The following is a 6,810-nucleotide window of genomic DNA, read 5'->3' as shown; positions in this document are numbered from 1 at the left end:
TGACCTCACTCTCATCCCGCCCCTAAAGGGGGTGCTATCGCACCGTAGCGGGCTTTCTCGTTCGGAAAATCTGTAAACGAGTTCAGCGACATGACCACGTAACGGCCGCCGTAATGAAGGACAGATTCGATATCCACATCGATGAACTCGCAGGCCCCCATCGGCGCCCTCACAATGTCGCCGCTATGGTAGGCGCGGTATTTCTCCGAGCGCAAATTCGTGTAGGAAATGTGCTCCATGTACTTCCAGTCCGCGTCGTACAGCACCGCAGACAAATCGACGTCGACGCGCCCGGTGGGGACGTTGTTGACAATGCCTTCCTTCCACCAGGTGAAAAAGCGGATCGTACTGCCCTCCGGGATCGGAAGTCTGGAGCCGCGCACGATCGTCCGCAGCGCTTTGCTCGCCGACCGTTGCGAAAAAGGCACGAGCTGCTCCTGCAAGCGCGGATCGAGGTAGACTTTTCCCAGGGAAGGCAGGGCAGCAAACCGCTCCAGCAGGGCTTCCCGGCATCTGCGGGCTGCACTCGCGCGGACGTCTTCCGGCAACTGCGGCAGCGCGTTTGCAATCGTCTGTACTTTTGCCACCTCTCCTTTCGGGAAAAAGGTGCGCCACTCTCCGTACGCTTCTCTTTTCTCGAAGTGGTTCAGCGCTTGCAGCAGCACAGGGGTAGACACCAAAGGCGCGACCTGTGCAAACGAACGGAGCACCTCGTCACGATCCGCTGCCAGCCTGAGCAGGTGGTCGAGGCGCCGGGCAAATTCCCCCGGCCGCTGCACGAGCAGGCTCGTCGCCTCGTGCACATCCCCGCACGCCAGCGCCAGCTCGACCTTGCTGTTGAACGTTTCCAGCCGACGGTTGTTGCGCAAAATATCGAACGCTTCCGCCGTCTGCGGATAGCGGTCCTTGTATTCGAACGGATGCAAGATTTCCCCGAGGCGAATCCAGCGGCCTTTGTAGCGCAGCATGTCTTCCGCGAGGTTCGGGCTGGCTTCCAGCAAGCGCAGCAGCAGGCGGCGCTCGGCGCGGCTGAACTTGCGGAATTTCGCAGGGGCGGCCAGGCTGACATCGCCGTCAGACAGCGCAACCGCCAGCCGCAAGACGTCGGTCGCCGTTTTGCAATAGGTCGCAAAAAAGCCGGGCGGCAGCTTGTCGGCACGCAGCAAGATGCTGGCTACGACCGCCGCGTTTTCCTTGTGCGGAATCTCTGGCGGCAGCGCTTCTGCGATTCCATCGCACTCGGTGAGCAGCGCTGCGAGGTCTTCCTTGTCCTGCGCCGAGAGCGAGCTTTTTGCCCGCAACAGGTTCATGCCCGTCTGCAAAAGCTCTTCGTCCGTTCCCAACTGGATCACCTTCAGGCGGGATTCTCGCAACAGCGGCAGCCGTTTTTTCACCTCGTGCACAGGAAGCTGCCACGTCAGGTAGTGGATGATCGCCTGCAAATACAATTCTCCCTCGCTCGCCTCCATCACTTGTTCGGGAAAATTCGGATACATCGGCTTGTACTTGCGGGATGCGCCCACCATTTCTTTCAATACCGTCACTACCTCGGAGTAAAGCGGGAAAAACTCCGCTTCAGACAGCGTGCGGATTCGCTCCAGCAGCTCCAGGGAAAACGTGTAGCCCAGACTCTCGATGTTGCGCAGAGCCGCAGCCAAATAAGAGACAGGCAATTCATGCTGTCCCTTCTCGACGACCAGTTTATTTTTCCGGCGAAGGTAGATTTGATTTTTCATCGGCCTCAATAAAAAAAATCAGGAAAGCAGTACCCCTAATCATCAATTGAGTAGAAGGAAGGTGTACAATAGCCTGATTTTTTATTCCTTTTGTCATTTTCAACCATTTTACCGCTGGGTCGCCGCTCCTGTAAAGTCATCCAGTGGAAAAGTAGTCGTTTCTTCACAAATTTTTCCTGCTCCCCTGCAACCTTGTAATCAGGTAAAGGCAAACAGTCCTATTGTAAAATAGTACAGCACATTCTATAGAAAGACGCGAGGAAAAGCACGCATGAAAAAACTGCAGCGAGTCGGCCTGCTGACCTTTCTGCTCAGCGCCGCTCCCTTCTCTTTTGCCCAGTCCGCTCCGCAAGTCCAGGTAGCCGTGAACGGAGAGTACGTCACGTTTCCCGACGCCCTGCCTTACGTGGACCCAAGCACGCAGCGAACCATGGTTCCCGCCCGGTTTGTCGCGGAAAAGCTCGGTCTTGGCATGCAGTGGAATCCACAGACGAGCCAGGTGACGCTCCGGAAAGAACCGGACACCATTCAGTTGACCATCGGCCAGGACTACGCGCTGGTCAACGGGAAAAAGGTCCACTTTGACGCCCCGGCCGTGCTCCGCAGCAACCGCACGATGGTTCCGCTGCGCTTCATCAGCGAGCTGTTTGACGCCCGGATCGAGTGGCTGGCCGAGCGCAACCTGGTCGCGATCACCACTTCCGGCCATGCGAGTGCAGTCCCTCCGGCATCTGTGCCGCCTGCTCCTGACAGCACATGGCAGCATCGGCGCAGCACGTGGCTTTGGGATGCCAGCCTGCTCTACACCCAGCAAGAGCAGATTATCCAGTTTGCGAGCGAGCATCAATTGAGCGCAATCTACCTGCAAATCGACCGGGACATCCCGCCGACTGTCTATCAGCAGTTCATCCGCAAGGCGCAGGAAAAGCAAATCGCCGTAGAAGCGCTGGAAGGCCGTCCCCAATGGGCTTTTCCCGCAAGCCATGGCGAGCTCAAGGCGTTTATCAACTGGGTCCGCGCTTACAACGCCTCGGTCGCCGCGCAAGAGCGGTTCGCCGGGCTGCATTTTGACATTGAGCCGTACATTTTGCCGGAATGGAAGTCAAACCGCGACAAAATCGTGCAAAGCTGGATGGACACGGTTCGCCTGATCGAAAAAGACATGCGCTCAAGCGGGCTTACGCTCACGCTCGACATCCCGTTTTGGCTCCATCAGGTCAAAGTCCCGGGCACGGATTACAGCTTGAGCGCCTGGATGCTGGAAAAGGCAGATGCCGTAGTCATCATGGACTACCGCAATGTCGCGCTGGGCAACGACGGGATTATCGCCAACGCCCATCCGATTTTGCGGGAAGCGGCCACGCTGAAAAAGCAGGTGATCGTCGCCGTAGAGACGGCTCCCAGTGCGGAAGGGCCGCACACGAGCTTTCACGCACTGCCGCTCCAGACGATGAAAACCGAACTGCAGTTGGCGAAGGAACATCTCGAGCATTATGCGAGCTTTGCCGGCTTTGCGATTCACGACTACAACCATTGGGTCAGGCTAAAGCAGGGCGGCTCCTGATTCCCCCGTCTTCTCGGGGTACGGAAACAGGTCCGCTACCCGCACGCTTTGCCCGCTTTCATTTGTATAGACGACGTGCTCGCGGCGAAAATCGCGCGGACTCTCCAGCCCGCAGGCGGCCGCCAACGAAAACAGTCCCTCGCGCAACTGCAAAATGTAGTTCATGACGCGCCACTGCTTTTCTTCCGGGGCGAGCGCCTTCTGGTATTTGGAATCGGTCGTGGTGATTCCCGTTGGACATTTGCCTGTGTGGCATTGCAGGGCCATGATACAGCCGTTTGCCATCATGAAGCCGCGCGCGGAGCTGACCAGGTCCGCGCCGAGCGCCAGGGCGATGGCGACTTTGTCCGGGGTGATGAGCTTGCCGGAAGCAAAAATTTTGAAGCGGTCGCGCACCCCGAATTTTCGCGCCGTGTCATCGAGAATGAGCAGCGCCGGATAAAGCGGCAGCCCCATCCCGTCCGCCATGGCTTTAAACGTCGCGCCTGACCCTCCCTCCGAGCCGTCCACGGTGATGAAATCCGGGTAAATATCCAGCTCGACCATCTTGGCAAACAACGGCTCCAATCTTTTCGCATCCCCGACGACAATTTTGATCCCGACAGGCTTGCCGCCCGCCTCCTGCAGCGTGGCGATAAACCGCAGCGCCTCCTCGGGATTGGTCAGAAAAGCAAAGCGGTTGGGCGAATTGACGTTTTTGCCGACAGGCACCAGCCGCGCTGCCGCGACCTTTTCTGTGACTTTGGAGCCTTCGAGGTGGCCGCCGCGTATTTTCGCTCCTTGATGAAATTTCAGCTCGAATGCCTTGATGTTGGGCACGCTCGCCTTGCGCTTGTATTCCTCGATGGAAAAACGGCCCGCGTCATCGCGGAAGCCGAACATGCCCGGCCCGATCTGCGAGACGATATCCACGCCTGTCGCAAGGTGAACCTCCGCCACGCCGCCCTCTCCCGTATTGATCCAGGAGCCTCCTGCCATGCGGGCTCCGCTTCCGGTAGACAAAATATAGTTCTCCCCCACCGCCCCGTACGATGTGGCCGATGCCCCGAACATGCCCTTGAGCCGCCACGGATGCTCGCGGCGCTCTCCTACGACAATGACATCCTGATCGTGCAACAGCCACGGCTTCACCTGTTCCTCGATCCATTTTTCCTGGCGGGTAAACAACCCTTCATCTGTAATCACGTACTTTTTGCCCAAAATCGGCCGATCGTTATCTACCCGCAGCTCGCTCGTCAGCTTCGGGAACATGGCGTTGGACAGGTAAAAGCCCGGCTTTTCGTAATCGCGTCTGCCGCCAAACGAGATGAGGTCCGTCCTGTATTTCGCCGCGTAGACAAGCCCGACAAAATCAGCTCGCGAAAACGGCCTTCCCTCCGTGTCGTTGTCAAACCAATACTGGCGAAATTCCGGTCCGAGCTTTTCCAGCAAATAGCGCACCCAGCCCAAAAAAGGATGGGAGCGAATGATGGAATGCTTGGGGTGTTTGGACAAGACGTACATATAGCCGAAAAAGACGAGCGGCGGCACTGCCACCACTACAAGCACGATGGTCAAAAGAAGCGACTGCATCCTTGTCTGAGCCTCCCGCCATGGAACGTTGGATTGGAAAAAAGAACCGAAAAGGTTTCATTTGTTCGCAAATGTGGTATTGCATGGATTAGCATACTACCAATTCCCTCTGCTCATACCGCCGTTTCGTTTGGGCTAACTCGAAAAGGCATGTTGCACTTTTAATTAAAATAATTTTCATTTGATATTGATTATAAATATCATTCGTGGTAATTTGGTACCAGACATATTTTTCGAAAAACAGAGAGAGGAGATGCACAATGAGCGCACGCATTGGACTTCCCGCACCAGACTTTACGATGGACACCGTGACTTTTGACAACGGCTTCCCCGTATCGAAAAGTCTGGTAGATTACCGCGGCAAATGGCTGCTGTTGTTCTTCTATCCGTTCGATTTCTCCAAAGTTTGCCCAACGGAGATTCTCAGCCTGAATCGGCGGATCAAGGAGTTTGCCGAGCTGAACGTCGAGGTGCTCGGCGTGAGCGGCGACAGCATTCATACACATAGAGCCTGGATGAAGGCGAGCGACGGCATCGGCCCGCTGTCCTTCCCGCTCGCTTCTGACTACAGCAAGGAAGCGACGATCAGCTACGGCGTGCTGGACGAAGCGACCAAAGCGCCTCTGCGCGCCAGCTTCATCATTGACCCGGAGGGCATCTTGCAGTATTCGGTCGTCTCCAACTCCAAAGTAGGCAGAAGCGTGGATGAGACATTGCGCGTCATCGAAGCCCTGCAATCCGGCGGGCTGTGCCCGATGGACTGGAAGCCCGGGCAAAAAACGATTTCGTAACCCCCTTCAGCCCCAACGAAAAAAACCTCGGTCTCCTAAAGCAGATGCGTGTTCCTCCATCCGCTGTGGCCGAGTTTTTTTTCGTTCCTCTTTGGCGCGAGCAAAGAGGCCAGCCCTCTCCCCACCCGCATGGCTGTATTCATCCGCTCTCTCCATCACGCAAGCGTAGAGCGAGACTTTTGCCCGCGCCGCTGGTATCTTTTGAGCCAGCTTTTCTCAAGCTACTCATAATCCGCAACGATTTGGTAAAAAATACGGCAAAATCCATCGAACGGAGACAGCCATGAAAAGAAGTCCGGTCCGGCTCGGCGATTATTTTGTTCAGCGGTTTCAGGGCAATGCAGACTTCCGGTGCGAGGAGCTGAACAGGTGTGGAGAGCCTCTGCTCTTGTGCTACCTCGATAGTTTGGTGGACACCTCAGAATCCACCCGCCTCTTAGACAGATTGGCTCATCCTTGCTCCTCTCCCTCGTTCTCCTCCGTAACGCTCACCGTTCTCATGACCTGAAAAGCAATCTCCCGCCACTCTCCATACTCGGCAAAAGGGCAGCAAAATGTGCCCATGACCATTTTTCCTTCCAAGGCCAGAAAAAACATGAGGTGATACAAAAAGCCGTCCAGTGCCGGGCTTTTAAACTCGAAGTAGCCAACCTGCTTTCCTTCTACCATTTCTACCCCGTCAGTATAGAAGACATTTGCCGGATTCGTCTTTTTGATCGTAGCTTTCATCCCTGCCGTCAGTTGCTTGACCCACTGGTCCTGCAAGTCTTGGTCGACCCTGCTCAACGTAAAATTAATGCCGCCTGTCTCATCGCTTTTGATAATCTGCGGGCGCTGCCGGTACGGATATTTGACTGCCCGCAAATGGTCAGGCAAACAAGCAGACCTTGTTGTCCCAAAATCCTTGCTGTTCAAACTCGTAGAAGCGGCTTCCCACCCTGACTGGTCCGGTGCAAATGTTAAGGGGAACGCTCGCTTTTTCCGATTCATTCAATAATGCCAGTATCTTTTCATCCCTATGCTCCATAGCTCGTACCGCCTTTATTATCTTTTATGAAATCCCTTATTAAAAGCTCTTCACCATTAAACGTGCTTGATCTTCCTCTAGCGTAGTTTTTCACTTTTTTATATGGCTGGTTTACACTCC

At 55.5% G+C, this 6,810-nt stretch carries 5 protein-coding genes; 2 read left to right on the top strand and 3 right to left on the bottom strand.

The genetic code is table 11. From position 1 onward, the window contains the following. Positions 1–11: 11 nt before the first annotated feature. Positions 12–1,736, bottom strand: coding sequence for a TerD family protein (locus tag AC3WQH_RS25000; protein ID WP_492332306.1), 1,725 nt, complete (start codon positions 1,734–1,736; stop codon positions 12–14). A 271-nt stretch (positions 1,737–2,007) separates the two neighbouring features. Here AC3WQH_RS25000 and AC3WQH_RS24995 point away from each other — a divergent pair, with 271 nt between their 5' ends. Beyond that, on the top strand, positions 2,008–3,300 hold the full coding sequence (locus tag AC3WQH_RS24995) for a copper amine oxidase N-terminal domain-containing protein (RefSeq protein ID WP_005829064.1): 1,293 nt from the start codon (positions 2,008–2,010) through the stop codon (positions 3,298–3,300). Here AC3WQH_RS24995 and AC3WQH_RS24990 read toward each other — a convergent pair. Then, on the bottom strand, positions 3,280–4,872 hold the full coding sequence (locus tag AC3WQH_RS24990; RefSeq protein ID WP_026557950.1) for an FMN-binding glutamate synthase family protein: 1,593 nt from the start codon (positions 4,870–4,872) through the stop codon (positions 3,280–3,282). The genes AC3WQH_RS24995 and AC3WQH_RS24990 overlap by 21 nt on opposite strands. 260 nt (positions 4,873–5,132) lie before the next feature. Between AC3WQH_RS24990 and AC3WQH_RS24985 the strand changes: the two genes are divergently transcribed. After that, positions 5,133–5,663 (top strand): peroxiredoxin, encoded by a 531-nt coding sequence (locus AC3WQH_RS24985; RefSeq protein WP_005829060.1) that lies wholly within the window; start codon positions 5,133–5,135, stop codon positions 5,661–5,663. Positions 5,664–6,113: 450 nt separating this feature from the next. Here AC3WQH_RS24985 and AC3WQH_RS24980 read toward each other — a convergent pair whose 3' ends face one another. Beyond that, positions 6,114–6,539 (bottom strand): hypothetical protein, encoded by a 426-nt coding sequence (locus AC3WQH_RS24980; protein WP_260507704.1) that lies wholly within the window; start codon positions 6,537–6,539, stop codon positions 6,114–6,116. Between the last annotated feature and the right edge of the window lie 271 nt (positions 6,540–6,810).

It is taken from the genome of Brevibacillus sp. FW301-21C12A (genome assembly GCF_058788915.1).
The sequence above is the reverse complement of the archived record's forward strand: the minus strand, read 5'-3'. Positions and strand labels throughout refer to the sequence as shown.